General features: G+C 62.9%; 23 protein-coding genes. 9 read left to right on the plus strand and 14 right to left on the minus strand.

Annotated elements, in window-relative coordinates; genetic code table 11:
* Window positions 1-48: 48 nt before the first annotated feature.
* Window positions 49-324, plus strand: a complete 276-nt coding sequence (locus HIV01_RS05880; protein WP_200605391.1) for a polyhydroxyalkanoic acid system family protein — start codon at window positions 49-51, stop codon at window positions 322-324.
* A gap of 12 nt (window positions 325-336) precedes the next feature.
* Here HIV01_RS05880 and HIV01_RS05885 read toward each other — a convergent pair whose 3' ends face one another.
* Window positions 337-1086, minus strand: coding sequence for a DUF8198 family protein (locus HIV01_RS05885; protein ID WP_200605392.1), 750 nt, complete (start codon window positions 1084-1086; stop codon window positions 337-339).
* A gap of 81 nt (window positions 1087-1167) precedes the next feature.
* Between HIV01_RS05885 and HIV01_RS05890 the strand changes: the two genes are divergently transcribed.
* The 3 genes from HIV01_RS05890 (at window position 1168) to HIV01_RS05900 (ending at window position 4215) form a co-directional block, all read left to right on the plus strand.
* The gene (locus tag HIV01_RS05890; protein WP_200605393.1) at window positions 1168-2412 is read left to right on the plus strand and encodes a patatin-like phospholipase family protein; all 1245 of its coding nucleotides are present in this window, start codon (window positions 1168-1170) and stop codon (window positions 2410-2412) included.
* Between the two features lie 105 nt (window positions 2413-2517).
* Window positions 2518-3054, plus strand: a complete 537-nt coding sequence (locus HIV01_RS05895) for a phasin family protein (RefSeq protein WP_200605394.1) — start codon at window positions 2518-2520, stop codon at window positions 3052-3054.
* Between the two features lie 213 nt (window positions 3055-3267).
* Window positions 3268-4215: a restriction endonuclease gene (locus HIV01_RS05900; RefSeq protein WP_207527108.1), complete on the plus strand. Its 948-nt coding sequence runs from the start codon at window positions 3268-3270 to the stop codon at window positions 4213-4215.
* A 36-nt stretch (window positions 4216-4251) separates the two neighbouring features.
* Here HIV01_RS05900 and HIV01_RS05905 read toward each other — a convergent pair whose 3' ends face one another.
* A complete protein-coding gene (locus HIV01_RS05905) occupies window positions 4252-6243 on the minus strand; it encodes an SDR family oxidoreductase (RefSeq protein WP_200605396.1) in 1992 nt (663 codons plus the stop codon).
* Window positions 6244-6396: 153 nt separating this feature from the next.
* On the opposite strand from HIV01_RS05905, the gene HIV01_RS05910 reads away from it, so the two are divergent.
* The gene (locus HIV01_RS05910) at window positions 6397-6654 is read left to right on the plus strand and encodes an acyl-CoA-binding protein (RefSeq protein WP_200605397.1); all 258 of its coding nucleotides are present in this window, start codon (window positions 6397-6399) and stop codon (window positions 6652-6654) included.
* Between the two features lie 58 nt (window positions 6655-6712).
* On the plus strand, window positions 6713-7339 hold the full coding sequence (locus tag HIV01_RS05915) for a TetR/AcrR family transcriptional regulator (RefSeq protein ID WP_200605398.1): 627 nt from the start codon (window positions 6713-6715) through the stop codon (window positions 7337-7339).
* On the opposite strand, the gene HIV01_RS05920 is transcribed toward HIV01_RS05915, so the two are convergent.
* On the minus strand, window positions 7336-7749 hold the full coding sequence (locus HIV01_RS05920) for a hypothetical protein (RefSeq protein ID WP_245156927.1): 414 nt from the start codon (window positions 7747-7749) through the stop codon (window positions 7336-7338). The genes HIV01_RS05915 and HIV01_RS05920 overlap by 4 nt on opposite strands.
* Window positions 7750-7910: 161 nt before the next feature.
* Between HIV01_RS05920 and HIV01_RS05925 the strand changes: the two genes are divergently transcribed.
* Window positions 7911-8765, plus strand: coding sequence for a hypothetical protein (locus tag HIV01_RS05925; protein WP_200605400.1), 855 nt, complete (start codon window positions 7911-7913; stop codon window positions 8763-8765).
* 41 nt (window positions 8766-8806) lie between these two features.
* Here the strand turns inward: HIV01_RS05925 and HIV01_RS05930 are convergent, their stop codons facing one another.
* Complete coding sequence (locus HIV01_RS05930) at window positions 8807-9418, minus strand: response regulator transcription factor (protein ID WP_342367064.1); 612 nt, start codon at window positions 9416-9418, stop codon at window positions 8807-8809.
* Between the two features lie 96 nt (window positions 9419-9514).
* Between HIV01_RS05930 and HIV01_RS05935 the strand changes: the two genes are divergently transcribed.
* Complete coding sequence (locus HIV01_RS05935) at window positions 9515-11239, plus strand: histidine kinase (RefSeq protein WP_200605402.1); 1725 nt, start codon at window positions 9515-9517, stop codon at window positions 11237-11239.
* A 31-nt stretch (window positions 11240-11270) separates the two neighbouring features.
* Window positions 11271-11930: a phosphatase PAP2 family protein gene (locus HIV01_RS05940; protein ID WP_200605403.1), complete on the plus strand. Its 660-nt coding sequence runs from the start codon at window positions 11271-11273 to the stop codon at window positions 11928-11930.
* A gap of 61 nt (window positions 11931-11991) precedes the next feature.
* Here the strand turns inward: HIV01_RS05940 and galE are convergent, their stop codons facing one another.
* The 10 genes from galE to HIV01_RS05990 all read right to left on the minus strand — a co-directional run bounded on the left by galE (window position 11992) and on the right by HIV01_RS05990 (window position 25228).
* Complete coding sequence (gene galE / locus HIV01_RS05945) at window positions 11992-12969, minus strand: UDP-glucose 4-epimerase GalE (protein ID WP_280633584.1); 978 nt, start codon at window positions 12967-12969, stop codon at window positions 11992-11994.
* A gap of 302 nt (window positions 12970-13271) precedes the next feature.
* Window positions 13272-14447, minus strand: a complete 1176-nt coding sequence (locus HIV01_RS05950; RefSeq protein ID WP_200605405.1) for an acyltransferase family protein — start codon at window positions 14445-14447, stop codon at window positions 13272-13274.
* Window positions 14447-15682, minus strand: coding sequence for a glycosyltransferase family 4 protein (locus tag HIV01_RS05955; RefSeq protein ID WP_200605406.1), 1236 nt, complete (start codon window positions 15680-15682; stop codon window positions 14447-14449). Before HIV01_RS05955 ends, HIV01_RS05950 begins: the two co-directional genes overlap by 1 nt.
* A complete protein-coding gene (locus HIV01_RS05960) occupies window positions 15682-16992 on the minus strand; it encodes a nucleotide sugar dehydrogenase (RefSeq protein ID WP_200605407.1) in 1311 nt (436 codons plus the stop codon). The genes HIV01_RS05955 and HIV01_RS05960 overlap by 1 nt, the downstream gene beginning before the upstream one ends.
* A complete protein-coding gene (locus HIV01_RS05965; protein ID WP_200605408.1) occupies window positions 16989-18980 on the minus strand; it encodes a heparinase II/III family protein in 1992 nt (663 codons plus the stop codon). Before HIV01_RS05965 ends, HIV01_RS05960 begins: the two co-directional genes overlap by 4 nt.
* A 35-nt stretch (window positions 18981-19015) precedes the next feature.
* Window positions 19016-20122, minus strand: coding sequence for a glycosyltransferase family 4 protein (locus HIV01_RS05970; protein WP_200605409.1), 1107 nt, complete (start codon window positions 20120-20122; stop codon window positions 19016-19018).
* Window positions 20103-21491 carry a phenylacetate--CoA ligase family protein gene (locus HIV01_RS05975; protein ID WP_200605410.1) on the minus strand — a complete coding sequence of 463 codons (1389 nt, stop codon included), beginning with the start codon at window positions 21489-21491 and terminating at the stop codon, window positions 20103-20105. Before HIV01_RS05975 ends, HIV01_RS05970 begins: the two co-directional genes overlap by 20 nt.
* Window positions 21472-22632, minus strand: a complete 1161-nt coding sequence (locus tag HIV01_RS05980; protein WP_342367066.1) for a glycosyltransferase — start codon at window positions 22630-22632, stop codon at window positions 21472-21474. The genes HIV01_RS05975 and HIV01_RS05980 overlap by 20 nt, the downstream gene beginning before the upstream one ends.
* A complete protein-coding gene (locus tag HIV01_RS05985) occupies window positions 22584-24002 on the minus strand; it encodes an oligosaccharide flippase family protein (protein WP_200605412.1) in 1419 nt (472 codons plus the stop codon). The genes HIV01_RS05980 and HIV01_RS05985 overlap by 49 nt, the downstream gene beginning before the upstream one ends.
* Complete coding sequence (locus HIV01_RS05990; RefSeq protein ID WP_207527109.1) at window positions 24002-25228, minus strand: VpsF family polysaccharide biosynthesis protein; 1227 nt, start codon at window positions 25226-25228, stop codon at window positions 24002-24004. The genes HIV01_RS05985 and HIV01_RS05990 overlap by 1 nt, the downstream gene beginning before the upstream one ends.
* Between the last annotated feature and the right edge of the window lie 8 nt (window positions 25229-25236).

Consider the following 25236-nt stretch of genomic DNA (forward strand, 5'->3'; position numbering starts at 1 on the left):
AGCAGGGGGGCGTGCCCCGCACAATACCGCCACTTCGGAGGACCAGACATGTCGAACATCGATATCCACCACGCCCATTCGCTCTCGCCCGAGCAGGCCCGCCAGGCCGTGCAGGAAGTGGCCGAGAAACTGTCCGAGCGTTTCGGCATGGAGTACGCCTGGGCCGGCGACGTCCTCAACTTCAACCGCAGCGGCGTCGATGGCCACATCGCGCTGGAGCCCGAAGAACTTCACGTGACGGCGAAGCTGGGCTTCCTGCTGAGCACGATGAAGGGCCCGATCGAGGCCGAGATCAAGCGCGTGCTCGACGAACGCTTCGCCTGAAGCTCTGAGCGGTCAGGCTATCTGGCCGCGGAACGGGTCCGGCTCGCCTGCGAACAGGCGCCTGGACACCGCGCGCTCGTCCTCCTCGATCTCGGCGATGAAGCTGCGCACGTCGCCCAGCTTCGAGAAGGCCTCAAAGCCACGTTCCAGGAACCCCTGCAGCTCCGACACGCCGGCCGCCTTCGCCGGGCCGTGTGAAAGCTTGAGCAGCATCGAGATACCCGGCAGCCGCAATGCACTGCCCAGGCCCAGCCCGACACGGGCGATCAGGTCGATCTGGTGCGAGCGCAAACGCGGCAGTCCCGCCTCGCGGTAAGCCCGCGCATACAGTTCGGCATCGAGCTTGCGCCGCTGCCCGCCGATCTCCTGCAGCACCCCGGCCATGCGCAGGTCGAAGGCGTGGGTCAGCAGCCCCAGTTCGATCGCATCGGCCACCGTCTCCAGCAGGCCGGTCGGGAGCAGGCGCTGCATCATCGGCAGGACCTTGGCGATGTCGGCATCGCGGCGGCTGAAATCGTGGTCGTTGTAGACGTCACTCAGGAAGAACTGGGCCGCCGGTCGGCGCCTGGGATCGCTGAGGAAGCGATCGAAGCTGGCCTCCAACCGCAACGCCTGCCAACGCCGCACTTCCGGCAGCCAGCGCAGGCGGTTGCGGGACTCCTGGGCGGGGTCGTGCAGCGCATGGTGCTCGCGCAGCAGCCACTGCAGCCTTTGCGCCAGCGGGCGACGACGATGGCTGCCTTGGGGCGTGTGTGGGGACATCGGGGCTGATCATACCCGGCACCCCGGAACGGTAGGAGCGAACCCGGCTACACTCGGGTCATTCCCGCGACGCGTGCCTCCATGCTGTCAGTCCACACCGCCCGGCACCGGCCGCGCAACCATTCCGATGGCAGCCCCAGCAGGATAGGGCTGGCGGTCGCCGGCGGCGGCCCGATCGGCGGCATGTACGAGTTGGGCGCCTTGCGCGCGCTCGACGAAGCGCTCGACGGCCTCGACCTGACCCGCCTCGACAGCTATGTCGGCGTCAGCAGCGGCGCGTTCCTCGCCGCCGGGCTGGCCAACCGCATGGACACCGCGCAGATGTGCCGGATCTTCATCACCGGCGACAGCGACGACGTGCAGTTCCGCCCCGAGACCTTCCTGCGCCCGGCGATCTTCGAGTACCTGCGCCGCGCCGCCGGCCTGCCGCGACTGGCCGCGCAATGGGGCCAGGACATGCTGTTCTCCGGCAAGGAAGCGCGCTGGTCGGACCTGCTGATGCGCTTCGGCGGGCTGGTGCCGACCGGGTTGTTCGACAATGCCCGGGTCGAGGAATTCCTCCGCGATGTCTTCACCCGGCGCGGACGCAGCAACGACTTCCGCGACCTCGACGCCACGCTCTACGTCATTTCGGTCGACCTCGACAGCGGCGAAGTCGTGCGCTTCGGCGGCGACGGCTGGCGCGACGTGCCGATTTCCACCGCGGTCCAGGCCAGCGCCGCCCTGCCCGGCCTGTACCCGCCGGTCGAGGTCCGCGGTCGCCACTTCGTCGATGGCGCACTGCGCCGGACCATGAACGCCTCGGTCCTGCTCGAGCGCGGCATCGACCTGCTCATCGGCATCAATCCGCTGGTGCCCTTCAACAAGGGCGATGCCGGCGTCGCCGTCAGCCGCGAGCGCAGCCTGGCCGCCGGCGGATTGCCGGCCGTGTTGTCGCAGACCTTCCGCACGTTGCTGCAGTCGCGCATGCAGGTCGGCCTGGCCCGATATGCCCAGCAATACCCGGACATCGACCAGCTCATCTTCGAACCCAATGCCCAGGACAGCGAGCTGTTCTTCACCAACGCCTTCAGTTTCTCGGCGCGCCGCCGCATCTGCGAGATCGCCTACCGCAACACCCTGGCCGACCTGCACCGCCGTGCCGACACCCTCGGCCCGCAGCTGGCCGCGCATGGCATCCGCCTGCGCACCGACCTGATCGCCGACAGCGAGCGCTCGATCCTCGACGGCCTGGACGTGCCGACACGCCACACCGAAACCACCGCCCGCCTCGAGCGCGCCCTGGACGATGTCGGCCGCCTGGTGGCGGCGCGCCGCCGCCGGTGAAGCTGTTTCCGCCGCCGGCGCTGCCGCTGCCGGCGCTGGTGTGAAAGCTCTAGAGCGCGGGGCGATGGTGGGGGCACATCAGCCACTCCCACCGAGGGAACCCGCATGGCGAAGTTCAAGAAGGCGGCCAAGAAGGCCAGCACCGGTCGCAGCAAGACCAGCAAGGCCGATGCACAGAAGGAAGCCGAGCAGCTCTCGCGCAGCCTGAGCGAGTCGGCGCAGCAGATCTGGCTGGCCGGCGTGGGCGCGTTCTCGCGCGCACAGGCCGAAGGCACCAAGTTGTTCGACGCGCTGATCAAGGAAGGCATGAGCCTGGAGCAGACCGCGCGCAAGTTCGCCGGCGGCCAGGCCGAGGTCGTTCGCGACGTCGTCGAGTCCAGGGTCGGCCAGGCCCGCGACCGTGCCGCAGACACCTGGGACCGGCTCGAGAAGGTGTTCGAGGAGCGCGTCAACCGCGCACTGATCAAGCTCGGCGTGCCGGGCCGCGACGACCTCACCGAGCTCAGCCGCAAGGTCGACGCGCTGACTGCAGAGCTGCGCCGCCAGGGCGGCAAGCCGGCCAGCGCACGCAAGGCGCCGGCCGCGAAGAAGGCCGCCAAGGCGCCGGCAAAGCGCAAGCCGCGCAAGGCCGCCGCCTCCTGAGATCCAGCTCGAGCTGCACCGCATTACCGCGCGGCCGACCGCCGCGCGGACAACCTAAGCCCGCCAGTCCGCGCTTCCGTATGCTCCCCTCCCCTTACGGTTTCGGACTGGCGGGCTTTCTCTTGATCGGCGCCACACGAGTTGGCGTGAAGCTGGCGTATATTCGCGGACCCTGAACCAACAGAGTTGCGCATGGTGGCCGGCTTTTCCCCGTTGATTGCGACCGTCGTCGTTGTCCTTTCCGGCGCCCTGGCGACGGCCTACCTGTGGCTGGTCCGGCAGCGCCAGGCAGAAACCCGCGCCGGCATCGAGGCACTGGCCGCGATGCGCTGGCGCGAGTTCTCGCGACTGGTGATCGAGGCCCTGCATGCGCGTGGCTTCGTCGCCGAATCGGTCGAAAAGACGTTGGAAAGCGGCCCACAAGCCGAGATCCGCCTGGCCCGCGAAGGCCGTACCTGGCTGCTGGCCTGCAAGCAGGCCGGCGCCCGCTCCCGCCTTGCCGCGGCAAGCGTGCGCGAGCTGGCAGAAGCCGTGCGCCTGACAGGCGCCGCGGGTGGCATCCTCGCCACTCCGGCCAACATCGATGCCAGCACACGCAAGCTGGCCGGTGACCTCGATCTCTACGACGGCACGGCCCTGTGGGCACTGGTCAGCCAGATGCTGCCGTCGTCCCTGCGCGAGGACCTGACCGCCAACGCGCGCAAACGCAGCGTCCGCGAGATCGCCATGGCCTGGGGTGGCGCCGCAGTGCTCGGCCTGCTCGCAGGCTTCGTGCCCGCCCTGATGCAGGGCAAGCCCGAGTCCGAAGCGGTTGTCGCGCCCGTGTCGGCGCAGCGCCCCGCCACTGGCACGCCGGCAACGACGCTGCCCGCAGCCGACCGCGCCCTGACCGCCGCCGCACCAGCCGACCCCAACCGCGAGCAGTTCGAACGCGGCGAAGTCATCCACGCCATCTCCGCCCTGCCGTGGGTCGAGCGCGTGCTGTGGTCGACCTCGTCGACGCTTGTCGTCCAGCAGCGCGAGGATGTCGAGCAGGTGCATGTGCAGGAGGTCTGCACGGTGCTCAATCGCTACGACTCGTTGCGCGCCTCGCGGTTGCAGTTGCAGCCGCCCGCGGGAAGCGAGCGGACGGTGCGGTTCCTGCAGTGCCGGAGCTACTGAGGGCTGCCCTCAGTAGCCTGCGGTGAGGGCAAGCAGCTACCAGTGCACGCCGCGCATCAACGACGCGAACGCGATCTGCTCGTTGCTCGGCTTGACCTCGCCGCGTAGCGCCTGCTTGTCGCCGCGCGCGGCCGCCGAATCCGGGAACAGCTCGAACGCGGTGCTCATGATCACCTCGTAAGCCTTGGGTGCCAGTGCGTTGAGCACCGAGGCGGTGATGCCCAGGCGTGTGGCGATCCGGCTGGGGCGTTCGATGATCCCCTTCACCACCAGGTCGGCGGCCTCTTCCGGGGTCAACGTCGGCACCGAGTCGTACATCTTGGTCGGCGCGATCATCGGCGTCTTCACCAGCGGCATGTTGATCGTGGTGAAGCAGATGCCCTTGCCCGACAGCTCGCCCTGGGCGCAACGGCTCCACGCATCCAGCGCCGCCTTGGAGGCGACATAGGCCGAGAAGCGTGGCGAGTTGGCCAGCACGCCGATCGAACTGATGTTGATGATGTGGCCCTTGCGGCGCTGGACCATCCCCGGCATGAGGCCCATGATCAGGCGCAGGCTGCCGAAGTAGTTCAGCTGCATGGTCCGCTCGAAGTCATGGAAGCGGTCGTAGCTGAGCTCGATCGAGCGGCGGATCGAGCGGCCGGCGTTGTTGACCAGCACATCGACCTTGCCGTGCTCCTCGAGCACGGTCTTCACCAGGCGGTCGCAATCGTCCATGTCGGCCAGGTCGGCGGTATAGGCGAAGACCTTGCCGCCGGTGGCGCGCATCTCGTCGCGCGCCTTGAACAGTTCGGCCTCGCCACGCGCCACGATCACCGTGATCGCGCCGGCCTCGGCCACGCGCTGAGCGGTCGCCAGGCCAATGCCGGAGGAGCCACCGGTGATGACCACGACCTTGTTGCGCACCTTGCCCTTGAGGGTGCGGTCGACGAACAGGTCCGGGTCGAGATGGCGCTCCCAGTAGTCCCACAGGCGCCAGGCGTAGCCTTCCAGCGGCGGCACCTGGATGCCGCTGCCCTTGAGCGCGCGCTCGGCCTCGCGGTTGTCGAAACGGGTCGGATAGGTCAGGAACTTCAGCGTCGACTTCGGGATCTTGAAGTCGCGCAACAGCATGCCGACGAAGCGCCGCACCGGCGGCAGGTTGCCGACCATGCCGCGCACGCTGCCGGGGATGAAGGCGAACATGCGCGCATCGATGCGCATGGTCATCTCCGGCGAATGGCCGGCACGGGCGAAGGTGTTGAGCACCTCGCCCACGCGCATCGGCTCCGGATCGGTCAAATGGAAGCAGTGGCCGTCCAGGCGCGGCTTGTGCGCGATGTGGTCCATCGCATCGACGACGAAATCCACCGGCACGATGTTGATGCGCCCGCCCTCCAGGCCGAGCATCGGCATCCACGGCGGCAGCATTTCGCGCAGCTTCTTGAGGAAGGTGAAGAAGTAGTAAGGCCCGTCGATCTTGTCCATCTCGCCGGTCTGCGAGTGGCCGACGACCATGCCAGGGCGGTAGATGCGCCACTTGATCCGGGTTTCCCGGCGCACCAGCCCTTCGGACTCGTGCTTGGTGCGCAGGTACGGGTCATCCAGCCCTTCGGCCTCGTCGAACATGTCCTCGCGGAACACGCCCTGGTACAGGCCGGCGGCGGCGATCGAACTGGTGTGGTGGAACACCTCGGCCTTGAGCGCGACGGCCAGGTCGAGCGCATTCTGCGTGCCGTCGATGTTGGCCGCGCGTTGCGACTCGGCGTTGGCTGTGAGGTCGTAGATGGCGGCGAGATGGAAGAAGTGCTTGACCTTGCCACTCAGCGTCCGCAGCTGCGCGGCGCTGACACCGCACTTGGCCTCGGTCATGTCGCCGTCGACCAGGACCACGCGCTTGCTGTCCCAGCCCATCTTCTTGGCGATGGCCTCGAGCTTCTTGTGCGAGTCCTTGCGCACCAGAACATAGACGGTGCCCTTGCGCTTGAGCAGCTTGCTGACGAGAAAGCGTCCGATGAACCCCGTCGCGCCGGTGACGAAATAACTCATGTCCCTCTCCCTGACCTTGAGCATGCCGCTTGGCGGCGTAATGGGCCTACGTTGCCAGAGCCGGTGGCGCGCGACAATTCCCGGGCGTATTGACCACCCCTGCGGTGCGTGCGGTAATGCCGGCACCATCTTGGCCGCCGGGAGGGGCGACCCATGTCCGATCTGCACACTGATTTCGAGCAAGCCGCCAAGGATGTGAAGACGCTGACCGAGCGTCCCGACAACGAGACGCTGCTGCGCCTGTACGCGCTTTACAAGCAAGGCTCCGAGGGGGATGTCAGCGGCCCCAAGCCAGGCTTCTTCGACTTCGTCGGCACCGCCAAGTACGAGGCCTGGGCCAAGCTCAAGGGCACCGGCAGCGACGACGCCAAGAAGAAATACATCGACCTGGTGAAAAGGCTGCGGTCCTGATCTTCACCCTGCACTCACGCGCGCCGCGTCGCGCCCCCGCCGCCCCCCGAGCGAACTGATGGCGAAACAGACCCGCCAGCGCATCCTCGAGAGCGCGTTGACCATGTTCAACGCGCTGGGCGAGCCCAATGTCACCACCAACCATATCGCCGACGAGCTGGAGATCAGCCCGGGCAATCTGTACTACCACTTCCGCAACAAGGACGACATCATCGAGCAGTTGTTCGCGCGCTTCGAGGAGCGCATGGACGCCGCGCTGGCCGCGCCGGAAGGACGACTGCCCGGACTGGAAGACATCTGGTTGCAGCTGCACCTGGTGTTCGAGTGCATCTGGGACTACCGCTTCCTGCATCGCGACCTGGTCGAGATCCTCAGCCGCAACCGTCGCCTGCGCCTGCGCTTCGCCCGCATCCTGCGGCGTGCCGACGAGCAGGCGCACACGGTCATGCGCGGCCTGGTGCAGGCCGGGATCATGCGCGCCTCGAAAGACGAAGTGGCCGCCACCGCGACCAACGTGCTGGTGATCGCCACGTTCTGGCTGAACTATGCCGCCGCGCGCGGCGACAAGGACGAACACGCGGCGATCCGCGACGGCATCGTGCAGGTGATGATGCTGCTGGCGCCGTTCCTGCGCGACGCCGAGCGGGTGCATCTCAATACGCTGACGCGGGCCTACCTGGACTAGGTTTTCCCGTCATCCCCGCCCAGGCGGGGACCCAGCGACTTCAGGCTGCCCGCGCCGACCGCTTCGCCGGCTTGCGGCCACGCGCCGGCGATTTCGCGGCGCCCTTGGCGAGCGCTGCGCTTCGCCTTCGGCTTCGGCTTCAACCCCAGCTTGTCGAGCACCGGCGCCAACCGCGCCTCGACCTCACTGCTGAACTGCACGACGCAAGGTTCGACCTGGCGCACTCGCGCGCCGGCACTGCCCGCCAGTGCCTGCACGCGACGCTGCAACGCGTCCAACCGCGCAACTGCCCGTGCCGGCGCCGCCAGCGCTTCGCGTCGGGAGACCGCCACCAGGCCGAGGCCGGCCAGCCAGACGTGTCGCAGCGTGGTCTTGCTCGCTGCATTGGATTTGCGCTTCGCAGCCGCCATCGGGTAACTCCACATCCGGACGGGGCGTCCGGCTTTCGCGCCCACTTTCGTGGCGACCGATCGAGCAAACACACTAGGCCCGTGGTCCCGAGCGGGGGGCTTGCCAGATTCCGGCCCCAGGCGAGATGCTGCCCGTCCCGACCCGCCGACAAGGACCGCAGATGGCCGCCAAATCCAGCTGGGCAGCGTTTCCGCACGACGCCAAGGGCTTCACCTACGCCGGTGACGCGCTCAAGAAGGCCTGGCCGAAACTGCACGCCGGCGACACCGAGTCCTACCCCGACAGCAAGCGCGCCGCCGCGCTGATCGCCGCCGCTGGCAAGTCCGCGCCCAAGGGTCTCGACGCCGATGCGCTGGCCGACGCGCTGCAGGACGCCTGGCGGAAATTCCATCATGGCGACTTCAAGGCCGCCTTCGACGCGGGCGAAGCGCTCGGTCCGGTGGGCGCATCGGTCGCGGTGAAGGCCATCGGCATCCACGCCACCTACCTGGTCGATGACGACGCCGAGAAACTCAAGCGCTTCGAGCAGGCGGCCAAGATCGCGGAAGGCGCAGTGAAAGCGCTGCCCGACGAAGCCAACAGCCACTATCGCCATGCCTTCGCCCTGGGCCGTTACAGCCAGGGGCTGAGCATCGCCAAGGCGCTCAAGGCAGGTATCGCGGGCAAGGTTCGCGGTGCCCTCGACAAGGCATTGGAGTTGTCACCCAAGCACGCCGAGGGGCATACGGCGATGGCGCTGTACCACGCCGAGATCATCGGCAAGGTCGGCGGCATGATTGGCGGCCTGACCTATGGCGCCAAGTCCGCCGAGGCGGAGAAACACATCAAGACCGCGCTGAAGCTGACGCCCGATTCGCCCATCGCCCATATCGAGCACGGCAACGTGCTGATGCTGTTGCATGGCGACAAGCAGGAAGACGCGGCAGCCGCGGCCTACGAGAAAGCCGCCAAGCTAAAGCCGGTCGATGCGATGGAAGCATTGGATGCGGCGTTTGCCGCGTCGCAACTGGAGTAGCGGTCACTCGCCTCTCCCGCCCGCGGGAGAGGATGCCGGCGCTAGTGGCCCCACATCGCCAGCAGCCCGCGCTCGCGCGCGATCCGCGCCAGTTCGCCAACGGTGCGCGCACCGAGCTTTTCCATCAGGTTGGCGCGGTGGCGGTACAGCGTCTTCACGCTGATGCCCAGCTCGCTGGCAATCGCCTTCGGCGGCAGGTCCGACAGCAGCCCGCGCAGCGTCTCCACTTCGCGCGGCGTCAGCTTCGAGGCGACCGGCCGGTGGACCGTGGCATTGAGATCGCTGCTGAGCACCACCTCCCCCTGCATGACCCGATCGAGCACACCGACCAGCTCATCCACGGCGGCGGCCTTGGTCACGTAACCATGGGCGCCCAGGTCCAATGCCCGCAGGACCAGCCCGGGGTCGTCGTGCATGCTCAGCACCACGCGGCGCACGTCCGGCACGACGGCAGCCAGCTGGCCTAGCAAGGTCAGGCCGCTGTTGCCCGCGCTCAGGCTCAGATCGAGCACGGCGATGTCCGGGGAATGGGTACGCGCAGCCGCAACGGCGTCGGCGACCGTCGACGCCTCCGCCAGGACTTCATACCCTTCCGTGTTTTCAAAGAGGCGCTTGAAGCCCTCTCGGACGATCGCGTGATCGTCGACTAGCAATACCCTGACCATAGACACTAGTCTGACAGCCCCAGCTTCCAGCGGGTTAGAAAAAGTCTCGATCTCCGCTTTTGGGGACGGGGTACGCTGCCGCCGATGGATCAGAACCTGCTCACTTCCGACCCGCCACGCACGCCCCACCGATCGTCACGCGCGACGCCCCGCCTGGGCGGCGCGATGCGCGATATCGGCCTGGGCGTGCTGTCGATGGTTGCGATGGCGGCAATATATGTGCCGCTGGGCCTTTTCAGCTTCTTCCATTGGATGGTCGCCAGCGGCGTCCTGTTCACTGCCCTGTGGTGCATGCCCCGGCGCTGGTGGCCATGGCTGTTCGCAGGCGCGATCCTGGCGCGGATGATCAACGGCGCGTTCATGGGCGCCTCGTCAGGCGACCCCGGCCCATTCCTGCAGTACTGGCCCGGCCCGCTGCAGTTCGTGCTCGACAATATGCTTGAGCCGTTGCTGATCGCCTCGGGCGTTCTCCTGCTGCAGCGCTGGCGGGTGTTCCCCAAGGATCCCATGAGCCTGGACTCCATGGCCCGGATCCACCTGGCCACCGCCGTGTCCGCGCTGGCGGTAGTGGTAAAGGACGTTGCCTACGTGCTGGTGGATGGCAGGATTGGCGACGTCCGCCTGGACAGCATCGTCGACGCGGAACCCGTCATGGGGCCCGGCATATGGGCAACGCTGGCGGCCTTTGCGCTGAAGAACTTCCTCGGCAACTTCATCGGCTGCATCCTGATCGCGCCGTTGGGCGCCTGGATCTCCAATCCGGCGCACTACTCACCCTCAAAACCCATCTTGAGCAGCGCCATCCGCTATTTGTTGCCGACAATGGTGCTGTACCTGCTGCTAAGCCTCAGCCGGCCGGGCAGCAACCTGGGCGAACTTCTGCGGCTGTTGCTGATGGTCGCCGTGGTCCTGTTCGCCTTGCGCCACGGCTGGCGCGGCGCCGCCATCTCGGTCCTGGTGGCCAGCATCGCGATCGCGGTCGAGGAGAACGTCGGACTGCCCGTCTACACGCCAATCCGATTGCAGATGTTCGTCGCCATCACCGGCGCCATGGCGTTGCTGTTCGGCGCCGCGGTCGACGACATGCGCCGCGGCGTCGCCCTGCTCCGCCAGGCCAATGCCGAGGCCGCGGCCCTGACCGCAAAACTGCACGCCTCGGCACTGCGCAACCTGCAGGCGGAGGAACGCGAACGCCGACGCCTGGCCGCCGACCTGCACGATGAGTTCGGGCAGAACCTGACAGCACTGCAAACGCACCTCAAGCTGGCCCAACGCGACTTCGTCGAAAGCGGCCGTACCGCCGTGGTCGACAACCTGCTCGAACTCACCCGCAACATGCGCCGCAACATCGGCTCGGTGCTCGAATCACTGCGCCCGGCGGCGCTGGACGAACTGGGCTTGTACGCATCGATCGAGCGCGGCCAGATCCGCCGCCTCGTCGAAGAAGCGGGCCTGGAGTTCGACGCCCACCTGGAAGGCGACGCCCGCCTGCTGTCCATGCTGGCCCCTGTGCACCGCCACGCCGCCTACCGCGTGGTGCAGGAAGCGGTGACCAACGTCGTCCGCCACGCCCGCGCCAGCCGCTGCGAAGTGCGCCTGCGCATCAACCTGCGCAACGATGCGCTGTGGTTGTTCATCCATGTCCGCGACGATGGCATTGGTGGCGCGGACGGCATGCGGGCGAACCATGGCCTGACCAACATCCTGGACCGCGTGGTGGCGTTGAGCGGGTCGATGAAGCTGGCCGACATGCATCCGGGGCTGAGGCTGCATACGCTGATCCGGCAGCCGTTTGCGGAGTTCGAGTGATCGCAGAGGCTGCGAGTAGCGGAACTGGCGGATGACCTGGGACTGGAACTGGTTTACGCCGCTGGGGCATGTTGCGGTTGTGTGGCCGTTGATGATCGCGATCGCCGGGCTGCTAGTCGTTCGCCCTGGCGGGAAGACTTCGCTTGTCGGCGTCGCGACCTGGCTCGGCGCAATGGCCGTGGCATCGCTGTTGGTTGCCGCGAGCAAGGTCGCCTTCTACGGATGGGGCACCGGCATCCGCGAATGGAATCTCACGTGCTTCAGCGGGCACAGCGTGCTGTCGATGGCGTTCTGGCCGGTGGCGTTGGCCTTGCTGCTTCCACCGCGACTGGCTCGTTCGCGCCACGCTGCGTGTGCGGCAGGCCTTCTGATTGGCGTACTGGTGGGCGTATCGCGAGTAAGGCTCAACGCTCATCCGCCGTCGGAAGTCATTGCCGGTATCGCACTTGGACTGCTCGTCGTGTCGCTGTCATTGAAGGCAATGACCGAAACATGCCTGAAAGCGAAGCAGACGGCTCTGGCCCTTGCGCTGACCGTGATGATCAGCGCCTGGAGCGGAATCCACCTGCCCAACTTGCCAACCGAGCACTGGCTTGGAAGGCTTGGGGCAACTCTGGCCGGGAACGAACAGCCGGTGCATCGCCATTCGTGGCTGAAGGCCGAGGCAGACCGCAAGCATTCCAACTACTAACCTGCCGGGCCCCGTCATTCCCGCGCAGGCGGGAATCCAAGGACGTTGGCCACTGTAGAGCCTAGAACGCGGGCGACTGATGCCAGCGCCAAGCCGACTCGATAATCGACTCGATCGACTCATGGACCGGAGCCCAGCCCAGCTCACGGCGCGCCTTGCCGCTGGCGGCCACGAGCACAGCAGGGTCACCGGCTCGACGAGGCGCTACCTCGAACGGAACGTCGCGCCCAGTGACCCGACCGGCCGCCTCGATCACCTGGCGAACCGAGAAGCCGTTGCCGTTACCAAGATTGAATGCGTGCGCGCCTTCATGCTCGTCCATGTATCCCAGCGCCAGCTCATGTGCCTGTGCCAGATCATCCACGTGGACGTAGTCGCGAACACAGGTGCCATCGGGTGTGGCGTAGTCGTCGCCGAAGACCTTCAGGCCAGGTCCCTGACCGAGGACTGCCTTCAGCACGTTCGGTATCAGATGGGTCTCGGGCCGGTGTGACTCGCCGATATCGCCATCTGGCGATGCACCCGCTGCATTGAAGTAGCGCAAGGCTACTGAGCGCAGACCATGGGCCTGCGCTGCATCCGAGAGGATGCGTTCGACCATGAGCTTGCTGGCACCGTAAGGGTTGATCGGCTGCTTGGGATGCATCTCGTCGATGGTCTCCGCCACAGGCTCCCCAAAGATCGCAGCCGTCGACGAGAAGACCAGGCGATCGACACCGCTGTGACGCATAGCCTCAAAAAGGTTGAGCGTACCGATTACGTTGTTCGCGTAGTAGTCGTATGGGCGCACCATCGACTCGCCGACGAGCGAACGGGCGCAGAAATGCATCACGGCGTCGAACTGGCGGCCCGAGAAGACCCGCTCCAGCGAAGGCCGATCGAGGAGATCGGCTTCTATCAGATCACCCCATCGCACCGCTTCGCGGTGACCGGTCGCCAGATTGTCGAGAACAGTCACAGCATAACCGCGCGTGGCCAGGCATTTTGCCATATGGCTACCTATGTAGCCGGCGCCGCCGCACACCAAGACCGCCCTCACCACAGATCTCGACTCAGCCACTGCCGTAGGCCATGACAATTGGCGCGAACGAGGCCAGCCGACCAGCGCAGTGCGAGGTAGCCTGAAGCTTCGTGTCATCGCCGGCCAGATTCAGAAACTGCTGCGAGCGCGTGATCGGCCGACTGCGAGCGCCGGAGCCGCCGGAGATCATGAATGGAATCATGCGGTTTGGACTCGGTGATATTCGGGGAAACCCGTCATGCTAAAGGCGAAGTGCATAGTCACATTCAACCAGCAACACTGATGCCCTGCAAAGAGCACAGAAGGATCTCTACAACTAATCACTGGGAGCCGCCGCCAGTCGCTGTCAAAGAGACCGACCGAACTACTCTTGGCGACACTGCGCACGCCGCCACCCGCCCTGCCTCTTGACGCTTCTTAAAGCGCTCTACTGGCAGCTCCACGAATCGCCAAATGATCACACCTACCGCCACTCCCGACACCGAAAGCGCAGTGACGGCGAGCGGCTTCGGCCAACCCGCGAAAAGACTGGATGTCAATTCGTAGATGGAGAGGTGCACCAGATAGATGCTGTAGCTGGCAAGGCCGACAATCTGCACGGGTCGTAACTCAGCCACTCGCTGCACGAGTCGCCTCAACCACGACTCTTTCTGGATAAGCCCATACACCACGAGCGAGGCAGCAACCATCGCTTGAATGGAATAACGATACGTTTCGCGAAAATACTCGTCACGGTAAACGAGGGAGAAAAGGTACCCACCAACTGCGAACACCACAATCCAGTCGGACCCTAGAATTCTGCGCAGCATCGCGCCGCGACCCGAACGTTGCTCCAACCAGAAGAAGATCACTGCCGATAGCACACCTATGGCAATGCCATCCATCCGAGTGTCAGTACCGAAATACGTCCTGTCGTGTGAGAACGCAGTTTCCGTAATGTGGATACGCATTAGTAGAGATGCGATAGCCACAGCACTGGCGATGATTGCAAGCCAAGCTAGTCTCTTCGGCGATCTGACCAGCCAGAACCACAGCAACGCGAATCCGATGTAGAACTGCTCCTCAACCGCAAGGCTCCACACTACCGTTGATCCAGGCAGGACACGAGGATTACCTGCGATGTCGACCCAATTGAAGACAAAGAACACCTGCGCGAGGAAGTCGGTGAACCTGACCGGGTTCCATAACGAATAGATGACAGTCGGCACCACCACAATCAGGAAGAACGGCGGCGCTAGCTTCAGGAAGCGGCGAAGATAGAAGCGACCCACATCAAAACCACCACTCCCCGCATGCTCCTTCAGGACGAGATGAGTGATGATGAAACCTGAAATGCAGAAGAAGATGGTTACCCCGCTACCTCCTGGCACAATGTGTCGAAGACCTGTGTGTGAAACCACTACAAGCATTACCGCAAACGCGCGCATGGCATCGATGTGCGCAAAGCGTCCGCTGTTCGGATTCCTAAGCTGGATCTCGTCTGCAGATCTGGCCATTATCTTGCGCTACCTCCATCAACCGTGAACGCCATTTCGTAAGCTGCTAGCAGCTTTGGAACTTCATACTTCCACTCGAGCTGGTGCACGACACGCCACCGCCCGAATTCGCCCATCCTTTCCCGTCGCCCCGGGTCATCGAGCAGTTCGACAATCTTCGCCGCCATGTCCCTAGCGTTGTTTGGCTCGGCGTACAGGGATGCGTCGTTCGCGGAGAAGCGACCCTCTACTAGGTCGAACTGAACGATAGGCTTACCAAGCGCCATATACTCCATGATCTTGTTCATGGTCGACTTGTCGTTCATGGCATTGGCCACGTCAGGGTTGACGCAGACATCAGCGGTGTTCAGGACGTCAAGCAGTTCCTGGTCGGGCACGCGACCTGTGAAGGTCACATAGTTCGCAACCCCCAGGTCCTGGGCCAACTGCCGCATCTCCCCGAGAGACGTGCCACCACCGACGAGACCAAAATGTACGTCGGTCCGACCCAGATCATGAACAATGTGGCGCACGGCATGCAGCAGATAATCGATGCCCTCCTGCTTGCCCATCACCCCGACGTAGCCCACCAGGAATCGACGGCCGTGCCGGTGTTCATCCTTTGGCGGCTGAAGACGGAGGCGGTCCAACTTCGGCCCGCTGCGAACGACATGGACTCTTTCAGGGTCCATCCCACCTCGTTCGATTGCAATCTTGCGGTAGGACTCGTTGGTTGCGATCGACACGTCCGCGGCCTTGAACGTCATTCGCTCGAGCCAGACCATCAGCCGCCAGAAGACGTCCCGACGCCCGAACTTGGCCTCGTACAGCTCAGGATTGATGTCGTGGTGGTCGAAGACGAACTTCGTTCCGGCAACCATCTTGAACCAGACGCCAACCAAGAAAAGCAGGTCCGGCGGATTGCACGCATGGATAACGTCGAACCCCTGCTCGCGACGGACTTTCCGGGCCAATCTGAAGCTATGCCAGATTGCGGCGGAATACTCGAGCAGGTATCCCATTGCGCCCTCGGCCTCGTGCGGAAGGTCGTAGCGATAGATGTGGATTCCCTCGACACACTCGTAATGCGACTCGTATCCCTTGCCCGTGGGGCACACAATCGACACGTGATAGCCATTTGCTGCCAGCGTCGTGGCCTCCTGCCAAACCCGCCGGTCGAACGGAGACGGGAGGTTCTCGACGAGGATCAGTACTTTGCGCTGCGAGGAAAGCGCGGAACTGTTGCCTGAGCCCATCACCAGCAGATCCCGTCGTAGCCATTGCCGCTGGTGGCCGTGCTGACACGGACCAGGTCGACCACCTGCTGATCCGGGCGCGCCTGCGTCACGACGTCACGGAACTCGGCAGCCCCGTTGCCCACCACGATGGTCTCAGCGAAGGCCAGGACCTGGTCGACGGAATCAACCATGAGTTGGGAGATGTGCGGGATGTGATTCAGGATGTAATCCCGGTTTGCACCGGTCAATGCCGCAAGGCTCACATTGCGATCGTAAACACGCAGGTCGTAACCCTTGCCGATCAGGCGTTCGATAAGCTCCACCATCGGGGATTCTCGCAGGTCGTCGGTTCCTGCCTTGAACGCGAATCCCAGCACGCCTACCTTTCGGCCGCCTTTCGACGTCACCATGTCAATGGCACGCTGCACCTGTCGCTCGTTGGACGGGAGAATGGCGTTAAGGACCGGAGTCTCCACGTCCATGCTGCGCGCCTTGTAGATCAGGGCCCGGACGTCCTTCGGCAGACAGGATCCGCCAAATGCAAAGCCCGGGCGCATGTAGTAAGACGACAGGTTGAGCTTGGTGTCCTGGCAGAAAATCTCCATGACCTTGTGGCCATCGAGCCCCAAGGCCTTGCACAGGTTTCCAATCTCGTTGGCGAAAGCCACCTTGAGTGCATGCCAGTTGTTATCGGTGTACTTGACCATCTCAGCGGTCTCAACACTCGTCCGGACTAGCGGCGCATCCATGTTGGCGTAGAGCTGTACAAGCACGTCGCCCGCGCGCTCATCGGTCTCGCCGATCACAGTCTTGGGCGGGTTGTAGTAGTCGTATACGGCCGTGCCTTCGCGAAGGAACTCGGGGTTGTTGCAAACGCCGAAGTCGACCCCCGCCACTTTGCCGGATGCCTGCTCCAATGCCGGAATCACGATGTTCCGCATTGAGCCGGGCAACATGGTCGAACGGGCCACGACGACATGGAATCCGTCCTTCTCCTTCAGTGCAGCGCCAATTTCCTCACAGACACGGCGAACGAAGGACAGATCGAGGTTACCGTTGAGCTGGGAGGGCGTTCCCACACAGATGAGTGAAACTTCCGAGCCGGACACTGCCTCTTGGACGGAAGTCGTCGCGCTCAGTGTCCCACCCTGCACCGCGCTAGCGATCATTTCGCCAATCTCGGCTTCGATGATGGGCGTCTTCCCCTGATTGATCAGATCGACCTTGGTCGGGTTGGGGTCGACGCCGACCACTTCGTGCCCGTCCCTCGCCAGGCATCCCGCGGAAACGGCACCGACATAGCCCATGCCAAAAATACTGATCTTCATTGGTTCCCCTCGTTTTCCTGGACGGCGCATGTCGCCGGCTGTTGTTCTGTTGCGATATGGAGGGTGATCCGTGTCGACAGCGTCGAAGCGGCCTCTACCTCTCCAGAAAAAACCACGGTCGTCGAGGGCTGCTTCTCGTCAAACCGGGGCGAGTACCAGCCAGCCATAGGCTCCGAGCTCCCGCGAAAGATCCTTGCCCGCAGAGAGCCCCCAACCATGCGCAGCGAGAGGCTCGCTCGCCCCGATTCGGCGTGCACCACATCGTCGACCAACTGAACCCGGCATTCCGGGTGGAAATGCCAAAAGATCTCTACCTGATGCCGCGAGTTGCAAACCAGCTTGTCAGTGACCTCAAGCAGGCCTGCGACCTTGTCGAGTCTCAGTCGGCGGCGGTGTGTCACCGGGTCTGGCAGGCGCTGATACCCGTCATGGCTGGCTTCCCAGGCATCTACCCGATCGTTTGACGCGAACTCATGGCAGCGTGCAGCCGCGTGCGCGTTCCACATGAAGTTGCCGCCAATAACCGACTGGTCGCACCCATCGATGCGCACCGTGTTGTGCGCGGCGGTCCCGCGGAAGTAGTCGCGCCATTGCTTCTGCGTGTGGTAGGCGAACGTTCCCGGGTCCACCAGCAGCTCAGTTCCAGCTGCCGACAGCGTGAATGCCAGCGCGTCCGCGTGCCCATGCGCTGCAATCGACAAGTATCCAAGCGGTCCAGCATCCGCCACGACGCGGACCTCGTCGGACTGGTCGAGTCGGTCACCCAGCACCCAGTATCCACCGTCGGGAAACGCGCGAGTTGCACCAGTAGGCGCACAAGACCCGACTAGCTCCCCTAGCCTGCCTGCTGCGGCATCTCCCAGCAGCCACAGAGTCTTGTCGTCCGTCGATCGGGCCTTTCGGGCAAAGTCCACACGCCCGAACAGCACTGCTGCGGTGGCCAGCAACGAACGGTACGGATTGAAGCCCTGCTCGCGCGAGAAACGGACCATGACGGCGTCATCCGAGTCGCCGACCATGGGGACGTTGCCCGAAGCATCCATGACAGCGGCGATGAACTCCATCATCGCTTCAAGGCGCGCCGTAAAATCCGCGCTGAAGTCCACCCCGTTTCCTCGGGCAAACATGAGGCAGAGCAGCATCATGTCCGCGACTTCATGGTGGTACCAGAACGCTTGCTCGCGATTGACTCCGTCTGCGGCGTTCTGGCGAAGTGCTTCGACTTCCAGCTCTCGCGCCGCGCGATCACGCCAGCGCTTCGATTCAGGCCACAACGGCCATGTCAGCGCACCGATGAACAGACCCATCAACTCGCCGAGCAAATGGTTGTTTGCGGATGAGTATCGGGAGAAATGCCCAGATATGAAATGGCAGTGCTGATAGATCGACTGGACCCAGCGCTCGCGGAACGCCTTACCGCTTTCGCCCTCAAACAGCGGTGACTGTTCGCCGCCGAGCAGGTGCCAGGCGACCGCCCAGTTGACCAGACGCACGGAATGTTCGAGCGAACTGGTCCAATGCGGGCCATTCGGGTAAGGGCATTGGTCGATCCACGAGTCGACCAGGTCACGCGCGCCTTGTGCGTATCTATGATCTCCGGACAGATGCCACGCCTGTGCAAGAGTGACCAGCTCCAGGTGTCGCGACGGCTCCCATAGGTACTTGATGTCTCCGACCAGGCTTTCGTCCCGGTAGTTCAGCGACTTACCAAAGGTCAAGGGCGCCAGGACCCCGGTCTTGGGACAACGGTTCCACTGAGGAGGAAACCCGAGATCGAGGTGTCGAAGTGAGAAGACCGAAAACTGGCCGGCCAGGATACCGTCAGCGGCGACCAGATAAGGGGTGACATCGACATTCTTTGGCAGCTGCGTCCACGGATTTCCAGCGTGGCCCGCAGCCATCCTTTGGCGCGCTAGTCCGAATCCAATGCGCTGCAAGATATCCATCGATTTCTGCCGAACCCGATGGCCGACTTCGGCAACGCTCATCGCGCGAAGTCGGTTCCACAACCAGCGTGGAGACATCAGGCAGCTCCCGTTCGACTGGTTGCGAATGGCATGAGCTCTGCGTACAGCCGGAGCCAGCGCTCGATCACAGCACTGGTGGCAAAGCGAGTCCGAACCTTCTCCCGGGCTGCATCGCCGATCCTCCCGGCGAGCTCTGGATCGGAAAGCAGCATTCGCAAGCGCGAAGATAGCGCCTCAATGTCTCCTGGCGACACCAGGAAGCCGTCTTCACCGTCCGTGATCGCATCCGGAATGCCACCGACTGGAGTGCTTACAACGGGCAGGCCATGAGCCATAGCTTCGAGGACACTCATAGGAAGACCCTCGTTGTAGGACGGCAGTACGTATGCGGTTGCCTCCTGGAGCAGTCGAGCCTTGGCATCTGGGCCCACCCATCCAGGTGTGTCGACCAACTGCGAGATACCAAGTTCTTCGGCAAGCAAGCGGGCGCCAGCGATATCTCCATCACCTGCCAGGATTAGTTTGGGCGGCGGGGAAAGCGCGGCCAGCGTCGCAAATGCGCGGATAAGATCATGCGTTCCTTTGCGCTTCCCAAGCCGCCCCATGAACAGCAGTGTTGGCGAAGGTGAGGTCACTGCACGCGCCTGCTCAGGCAAACGCACGGAGTTAGGAATCACTTGGGTCTGCGCGACTGGAAACTGCTTATCCAGCCACTCCCTCCAGCCCTCGGACAACGCCACTACCCGGCAACTGCGCTCGAGCATCTGCCGGATGAAGAACCGTCCCAGGGGGCCGGATTCCTTCTCCTGAAAGTCGCGAAACTCGGCCCCATGCAAATGGACCAGAACCGGGATCCGGAGCATCCATGCCGGTGAGACGGCGGCCAGCTTCCGCCAAAAGCTCGCGCGAGATGCCAGGTGAACATGCAGCAGACCAGGTCGGCGCAGGATCAGCCCACACCAGGTGCTAAAGATTCCCCGTACGGACGCAACCAGCTTCCGACCTAAGCCGCCATCGCAATGGGTGCTGACATAACGTATTCGATAGGCACTCGCCAAAGGCGAACCCAGCATCTCGCGGACCACGCTCGATACTCCGCCCTGGGTGTCGGGCGACGTCCCGATCATCAGCACTGTGCTGGTTTCAGATCGTGCAGATGACATTGCGCAGCTTTCCGCTTCGGGTTCTGGTCAAGCTCGCCACTTGGCGTACATGGATCTCAAGATCGCTTCCAACACGATCGCGAAGTGCTTGGACCAGTGCCTCCTCGTCCACCCTTGAGAACCCGGGTCCTGGCACCACACAGACGTCAACCTGGCCAGGCTTGTCCTGGATGATCTGACCTTCAACGATGCCGGTTGCTCCGTTGAAAACGCGATCCAATCGTCCTGCGATTCGGCCGTCAGGGAGCTTGATGCAGTCATCTGCCCGCCCCTGAACTCGTTCTACGAGCGGAAAGCTTCGGCCACACTTGCATTGGGAACCGCGACTCAGCTTCACGGAATCCCCCGTTCTATAGCGGATCAGCGGCATCGCGTAGTTGTTGAAACCCGTACCGACCAACTCGTGCAGTCCTTGATCTCTGGACTCCAGTTCAACGAACGAGTAGTCCATGACAAGGTGTTGGCCATGGTGCTCGCAGGTACCTACAGCGGCGACGCGCTCGGACAGTCCGTACCAGTCGAAGACCTGGCATCCGAACGTGTGCTCGATCGTGACCCGCGTTTCCGGGTCAAGTGACTCGGACGACGTCACGATGCCTCGCAGCGACTTTCCCTCATAGCTGGCACCAACAGTACGAAGATACCCAGCCAAGAAACCAATAGACGACGGATAAGCCTGAATCAGGTGAGGGTCATGCAGCGCCAGAGCGCTCAAGTACTGAGGCGCACTGCCGGCCGAGAGGTGGAACGAAGACATCATCAACATCGCCTCGACAGGGTTCCGCCGCCAGTACGGCGCGTTGCGCGTACGGCCATCGACCACAAGATCCCCCCTGATCCAGGCACGTCGATCACCGGGCCGGAATCCCGCCCATTCGAGCTGTCGGTGAATGAATGCGTGCTCGCGGTTAATCGCTGTCAAATCCTGCTTTAGGCGCAACGGAGAACCGGTAGTACCGCTGGTCGTACCCTCAATCAGCGGCCTGCTGGCGCGCGCCGACAGCATGCTGTCTCCCGCTCCGCGCACAATCTCCTTGTCGATAACAGGGAAGAGCGACAATGCCTCTCGAGGAGGCATGCCTCTCAACTTGGAGGGATCAACATGATCCCGATAGAAGGGAACCGAGGATGCTGCATGCTCCAACAGCGCATGTAACTGCTTGGACTGGTAGTCCCCCAGCGCCATCGCATCAAGCCACTGGGTGTCCCGTACGTCTGCAAGAACCCTTCGGAACGACGCCCCCTCCCTCAAAGTCTTTCGAACCCAGGCACGCCCACTGATCAGGGCTTCCTGAATCAGGACCGGGGCCGAGCGGTATAAGCTGCTTGTAAACATATAACGACCTATTTCACCTACGACCACGCGCATGCCCACACTTCTCGGCAACCGCAACGTATTCGTCGGCAATTCGCGACACGGAAAAATCCATTGAGCGCCGCCTGAATCGCTCGGCATCAGCCGGAGAATCCAGCGCCTTTAGCATTGCATCTGCGAGGCGCTGAGGATTCCTTGGTGGACACAGCCATCCCCATTCGCCATGCCCAAGAATCTCGCGGGGACCGCCGGGGCAATCCGTGGCGACGACACGCACTCCGAGTACCAACGCCTCGACCAGTACGTTTCCAAATGCCTCGCTAACAGAGGAAAGCACGAGAGCATCGGCGCGGCGAACGATTGGGAATGGATTCTCGATGTACCCAGGAAAAACAACCCGATTGGCAAGACCAAGGCGCTCAACCTGTTCGACCAGGCTTCCCTTAAGCGGCCCCTCGCCGAGGATGACAAGTTCGTGCGGAACACGCCCAGCAATCAACGAGAAAGCCTCGATAAGCGTCGCGAAGTCCTTCTGCGGCACCATCCTACCGAGGGAGACAAGATAGGGCTGTGCGAGCCGAGGTCCTGAAGCTTGCGCGATCGACATCCTGTCCAGCATGTCAATATCGACTGGATTGTGGATCACCTTCACATCTCCAGCTTTCACGCCAAACTTCGACACCAAGTGTTCTCGCAGGCCGTTGGAAACCGCGACAACGGAGTCGAAGAGACCTGTGATGAGTGGTGCAAACCAGTAGTTTAGCTTCCCTCCTGGACGCAGCGCCTTATCGTATAGGCCGTGATAGACGACGACAGACGTCGTAGCTTCTGGCAAGAGGAATGACGCTGCGAGGTACTTAACTGGCGAAAGGCCAATCTGCACGTAGATGACGCGTGGCCTGCACTTGAGCAGAGCCGATCTCAACCGCATGATGTGACCGAAGTGCCCAGTTTCCCCGAACGAGTGGACTGAAACGGCCTCCGAAAGCAGGCCACGGTTCGGCCCCTCATCTCGGTCAACAAAGAAGCAAACGCTCAGACCACGCGCGCACAGTTCGTTTGCAAGCAGCACACAATTGCGCTCCGCGCCCCCACCGATGAACGATGGCACGTAGAACGCATAGTCGAAGCGGTCACCCCACTGAGTCACAATGCGTGCCCCTCGATGGCTCGCACTGCGCCCGTGGATACGCACACCAGGACATAGACCGCCACGCAAGCTGCCACCGTGAAAACTAACGCGAGCGCACTCGAATCAAGGTTAATCAGCCCAGCCACCGCCACCATCGCTAGGCAGCCCAGGCTCGCTCGCAAGATCAGCGGCCAGGGAATCCGCACACGCAGATGTCGTTGTGCCAGCACATGACTGAAAGTCGCCGACACGCCATACCCAGCCACTAGGCCAGCCGCAGCACCGATTCCACCGCGCATAGGAATCGCATAGATGCAAACAACCACGCACACTGCAGCCCCAGGCACCAAGGTCATCGTTTGCAGTAGAGAATTCCGCCGCAGGTGAAACACCTGATCGCTGTAGAAGCATTTGAGGCAGGCCAGGAAGGAACCCAACGATGAAAGCCGGATAATCCATTCCGAATCGGCACCGTACCGAGGATCAAGCATGAGGTCGGCAAGGGGCCGCGCAATCAGCCAGATGCCCACGAGTGCTGGCAGTCCGATCACGATGAGCAACCCGAGCTGCGACCGTAACTCGTCCGCCGCAGCAACCTCTCCGCGACACTCAAACGCCTTGATCAATCGTGGAAACGCCGATGTATTGAGAATGTTGAAGAGTGTCTCGATGGGCGGACGGGCGAGCGAAGTGCATGCCGCATAGACTCCAACGAGCGCCGTGCCTCCGTAAGCACCAAGGAGGTATCGATCGCTCGCACTAATCAGCTGAGACACCAGGAACACGCTGATCAGCGGAGCCGAGTAGCCAAGGAACGTCGCAAAAGGAACGCGGCTACCTCCGATCGGTAACGACCTCGCTGTAAAGGCAAGAACCACGAAGGCTACCAGCGCAGTGACTCCAAACGTTCCTAGCGACGGCGCCACGAAGGACGCACTCCAGTAGGTTGCCAATGCCCAAGCTAAGATCAGGCCAAGCGCCGGACGCAAACACTCAATCAATACGTAACAGAGGACGCGCTCCTGGGCCCGCAGGACATTGAGTCCATAGCGCAGCACTCCCGCCCCAAGGAAGTAGAGCAACAGCATCAGGTAGAAGGACATGGAACTCGTCCCGGGGCTACTCAGGACCAGCGCAGCACCAACAAGCGCGCCGAGGGCCGCCCCTAGCCACGACAGGAGAACCGCCTTCCTCCGCAGATCAGCGAGGTCGACCCCAGCTACGTGATGGAATCGCTGCAAACCAAGCCTGGTCCAGTTCAGCATCACCGAATCAAGCATCTCTCCGTAGACAATGACCAGCGCGTACAGCCCGAACTCATCCGGCGATAGAAGTCGCGTAAGAATGACGACAGCAGCGAGCGCTGCGACCCGCGGCGCAATGATCGCAGGCGCGTAGCCTAGCCGTTCCGCAATTCGTGATATGAGCTTCATTATGGCGTTTCTACTGCACCGAACTGATTTGCTGGCAACCGCAATATGGATAGCAGAACGACCAGAACAACGAGGGCGCAGCTCTTTGTTGCCAACGAATTGTTCGTGCTCGCGACTGCGAGGAAGCCCACCAGCGTGAGAGGCACAAAGAACTGAGCGCGACGCGCATACCGAACCAGCAGGAAGGCATTGGATGCGCATAGGACTAGCAGGAGCGGCGCCCCGAGGCGCAGCAACATACCTACCCAGAAGTTCTCAACGATTGGAACGCCAGCTTGTTCGAGGAGGTAGGTGAGATTCCCAGTGTCAACCCCCAGGAGCAGTTCACTTGCGCTGAACCAACTAAGAACCTCCACTGAAGCCAACCTGGCCCCTGTCGAATCGTCCGCAGACATGCGGGATGCAATGGTGTAACCGAGTTCGCTACCAAAGATGACCCCGAGGATGGCTGTCGCGATGAACGCCACGCCGACCACGCTCAGAGGCATCAAGATGATTCGATTCTTTCGACCGAAGGTCGTGACGTGCGGAAGCGCCAGCGTCGCAACCAACAAGCCGATGGTGGTGACAAGCAGCGCGCCGCGCGCTCCGAACGCAAACAGCGATGCAACCAGCAGCGCTATGTAGGGAAACTTGACAAGGGGGCGCCAAGGCATGGCCATGGAGGCGAACACGCAAGTAGCTGCTACGAGGGCATTAGCGAGCGGATGACCCATTAGCGCACTTGCTCGAAAGAATCCAAACGAGTAAGGCTGGGGAAGAACGTGAGAGCCGAACGCGTACTCGGCGATCGCAACGATGGCGTTGAGACCCACCGTCGCAAAGACAACGAGTCCAACGCGCCGCGCTTGTTCCGAACTGATGTGCGCCAGCAAGATGGGATAGCAACCCGCAGCGAGGAATGTATCTACGAGATACGCGGAACCGGACACACCATGAGCCAGCGTGGAAACGAGGCTAACGAATACAACGGCGACGATGTACGCCACTGTTGTCCTTTGCGTCCTCCACAAGTCGCGCAGGAGGAAAGGGCCTCCTTTGACTAGGACAAGGAGAACAACGCCAATGAGCGCTAGGATCGAACCCGGGTGCAGCTTGTGATATGGCTGTCCTCCGTCAGCCGAGTAGGGGTACCAACCATCCAGGAGCCAGTTCGACAGCAGCAGCCTGGCCAAGATGGAGGCAGTCACGAGCCTGTACAGCACTGTGGAGAGTCGAATGCTCATCAGAGATG

The sequence above is a fragment of the Lysobacter arenosi genome (assembly GCF_016613475.2).
Classification (GTDB): Bacteria; Pseudomonadota; Gammaproteobacteria; order Xanthomonadales; family Xanthomonadaceae; genus Lysobacter_J; species Lysobacter_J arenosi.